The sequence below is a fragment of the Pseudomonas sp. genome, from assembly GCF_050739995.1.
Classification (GTDB): Bacteria; Pseudomonadota; Gammaproteobacteria; order Pseudomonadales; family Pseudomonadaceae; genus Aquipseudomonas.
Genome location: NZ_JBOICG010000300.1, coordinates 1 through 2,753, shown reverse-complemented (window position 1 = coordinate 2,753; position 2,753 = coordinate 1). Strand labels below are relative to the sequence as shown.

The following is a 2,753-nucleotide window of genomic DNA, read 5'->3' as shown; positions in this document are numbered from 1 at the left end:
GGCTTGAATCCGTGGGCAACCCGGCAGGACGCCGGGTTAGCCGCCCCGCGCCATGGATGGCGCGTGGCGGCGGCCCACGGATTCAAGCCGGAGTGAGGGCACACCGAGCCTAGGCGAGGTGCCGAGTGTTGGGGCAAGAGCGTTTTGCTTACTTTTGCGCTTTTCAAAAGTGAGCCGCTGTAAGAGCGGAACCAATAGTAGCCGTTCCTCAAATAACGGATATGTACACCCCCGACAAAAACCACATCCCAATTGACTCCCCTCCCACCCCATGCTCTCCTACACATCTTGTTTCGGGTGCCCTGCAAAGGGTGAAACGGGAAACCGGTGAGCCATAACCTATGGCAAGTCCGGTGCTGCCCCCGCAACGGTAAGCGAGTGAAACGTCATATCCACTGTGCCAGACGGTATGGGAAGGCGACGTTTTCAGGCATTGAGCCCCTCGCAAGCCCGGAGACCGGCCCGAAAAAATCAGATAACAAACCCGCGGTGGGCGGGCGCTGTTCAGAACCCTGCGGGCCTGGCTCGCGGGGTTTTCATGCGCTCGTTTCGCCCCGAAAACCCAAAGGGACGCGCCATGTCGATCATCAGCAGCACTTCGCACACCGCCAGCAGCACTTCTACCCTGAGCCAACGCCTGACCGCCGCCATCGGTGCATCGATCCTGGGTGCATGCCTGGTGTACTTCGCGGGGTTCTCCCATATCGAAGCGGTGCATAACGCCGCCCACGATACCCGCCACAGCGCCGCGTTCCCGTGCCACTGAGAGCTGCCGACATGATCAAGCGTATTGCGCAAACCGCAGGCTTCACGGGCCTTTTGGCCGCCCTGCTGCTGACCTTGCTGCAAAGCTTCTGGGTCGCCCCGCTGATTCTGCAGGCGGAGACTTTTGAAAAGGCCCCGACCGCTACCGAGATGCACGAGCACGCCGAAGGTGCGGCTGCACATACCCACGACGCCGAAGCCTGGGAGCCGGAAAACGGCTGGCAGCGCGTGTTGTCCACCACCGGTGGCAACCTGGTGGTCGCGGTAGGTTTCGCGCTGATGCTGGCCGGACTCTATACCTTGCGTGCCCCCACCCGCACCGCCCAAGGCCTGCTATGGGGCCTGGCGGGTTACGCGACCTTTGTACTGGCGCCGACCCTGGGCCTGCCGCCAGAGTTGCCGGGCACTGCCGCAGCGGACTTGGCCCAGCGCCAGATCTGGTGGATCGGCACGGCGGCTTCTACCGCCGTTGGTATTGCGCTGATCGTATTCGGCCGAAGCTGGCTGCTGAAAGTGCTGGGCGTGGCGATCCTGGTCGTGCCCCACGTAATTGGCGCACCGCAACCGGAAGTGCATTCGATGCTGGCTCCAGAGGCCCTGGAGGCGCAGTTCAAGATCGCGTCGCAACTCACCAACGTGGCGTTCTGGCTGGCCCTGGGCCTGATCAGCGCCTGGTTGTTTCGACGTAATCGCGACGGCCAGTATTCGGCATGACCCTGGTGGTTGGCCTGGGCTGCCAGCGAGGTTGTGAAGTTCACACCTTGCTGGCGCTGTTTGACGACGCCTTGGTCACGGGCGGTATCGAACGCCAACAGGTCACGGCACTGGCAAGTATCGATAACAAACAGAATGAACCAGGATTACTGGCACTGGCCGCGTTGCTGGACCTGCCCTTGCAGTGCTTCAGTGCGCAACACTTGGCGACGTTTGAAGACCGCCTGAGTCACAGGTCCGAAGTTGCCTTTGCCCATACCGGCTGTTACGGCATCGCCGAAAGCGCCGCCCTGGCCCTGGCCGAACACCTGGCCAACGCACCTGCCCGTCTGTTGATCAACCGCAGAAAATCCTCCCAGGCCACCTTTGCATTGGCGTGCGCCGGCTGAAATCCCGATAATTGCCCTTCAGATCATGAACATTATTCATGCTCGCCCGTTTTTCAACAGGAACTCCCATGACCGTCTACTTCATTGGCGCAGGCCCCGGCGACCCGGAATTGATCACCGTCAAGGGCCAGCGACTGATCCGCAACTGCCCGGTGATCCTCTACGCAGGCTCGCTGGTTCCGGCGGCGGTGTTGGAAGGTCATCAGGCGCAAACGGTGGTCAACAGTGCCGAGTTGCACTTGGAACAGATCATCGACCTGATCAAGGCGGCCCACGCCAAGGGCCAGGATGTTGCGCGCGTGCACTCGGGTGACCCAAGCCTGTATGGGGCGATTGGCGAGCAAATCCGCTATTTGCGCGAGCTGGGCATTCCATTCCAGATCATTCCTGGGGTCACCGCCGTGGCGGCGTGTGCGGCGTTGCTGGAAACGGAATTGACCCTGCCGGACATCGCCCAGAGCGTGATTCTCACCCGCTACGCCGACAAAACCAGCATGCCCACTGGCGAAGACTTTGACAGCCTGGCCCGACATGGCACGACCATGGCAATTCACTTGGGGGTCAGCCACTTGGAGAAAATCGTCGCTGAACTGCTACCGCACTATGGCGCGGATTGCCCGATTGCCGTGGTGCACCGCGCGACGTGGCCGGATCAGGATTGGGTGGTCGGAACGCTGACTGATATTGCCGAGAAGGTCGCCGCCAAGGGGTTTCGGCGTACGGCGCTGATCGTGGTGGGCCGTGTATTGGCCAGTGACAGTTTTAGTGAGTCGTCGCTGTATCGGGCTGGGCATGCGCACCTTTATCGCCCCTGAACACACCTGTGGGAGCCGGGCTTGCCCGCGATTGCGGTGTGACAGGTAAAACATTTGCCTGCTTATATAC

Annotated in this window: 4 protein-coding genes and 1 riboswitch; all 4 genes read left to right on the top strand. The window is 61.2% G+C overall.

Features of this window, described 5'->3' with window-relative positions; genetic code table 11:
- Positions 1-278 precede the first annotated feature (278 nt).
- Positions 279-480, top strand: a riboswitch (cobalamin riboswitch).
- Positions 481-577: 97 nt separating this feature from the next.
- The 4 genes from ACRESD_RS10215 (at position 578) to cobM (ending at position 2,683) form a co-directional block, all read left to right on the top strand.
- Complete coding sequence (locus tag ACRESD_RS10215; protein ID WP_078742010.1) at positions 578-766, top strand: CbtB domain-containing protein; 189 nt, start codon at positions 578-580, stop codon at positions 764-766.
- Positions 767-777: 11 nt separating this feature from the next.
- Positions 778-1,479 carry a CbtA family protein gene (locus tag ACRESD_RS10210; protein WP_431750801.1) on the top strand — a complete coding sequence of 234 codons (702 nt, stop codon included), beginning with the start codon at positions 778-780 and terminating at the stop codon, positions 1,477-1,479.
- On the top strand, positions 1,476-1,868 hold the full coding sequence (locus ACRESD_RS10205; RefSeq protein ID WP_431750800.1) for a cobalamin biosynthesis protein: 393 nt from the start codon (positions 1,476-1,478) through the stop codon (positions 1,866-1,868). Before ACRESD_RS10210 ends, ACRESD_RS10205 begins: the two co-directional genes overlap by 4 nt.
- Positions 1,869-1,936: 68 nt before the next feature.
- Positions 1,937-2,683 (top strand): precorrin-4 C(11)-methyltransferase, encoded by a 747-nt coding sequence (gene cobM / locus ACRESD_RS10200; RefSeq protein ID WP_431750799.1) that lies wholly within the window; start codon positions 1,937-1,939, stop codon positions 2,681-2,683.
- Positions 2,684-2,753: the final 70 nt, after the last annotated feature.

What these genes read in the sequence shown, in the direction of transcription:
- cobM (WP_431750799.1), top strand. Translation starts at nt 1,937, where the DNA reads ATGACCGTCTACTTCATTGGCGCAGGCCCCGGCGACCCGGAATTGATC.
- ACRESD_RS10205 (WP_431750800.1), top strand. Translation starts at nt 1,476, where the DNA reads ATGACCCTGGTGGTTGGCCTGGGCTGCCAGCGAGGTTGTGAAGTTCAC.
- ACRESD_RS10215 (WP_078742010.1), top strand. Translation starts at nt 578, where the DNA reads ATGTCGATCATCAGCAGCACTTCGCACACCGCCAGCAGCACTTCTACC.
- ACRESD_RS10210 (WP_431750801.1), top strand. Translation starts at nt 778, where the DNA reads ATGATCAAGCGTATTGCGCAAACCGCAGGCTTCACGGGCCTTTTGGCC.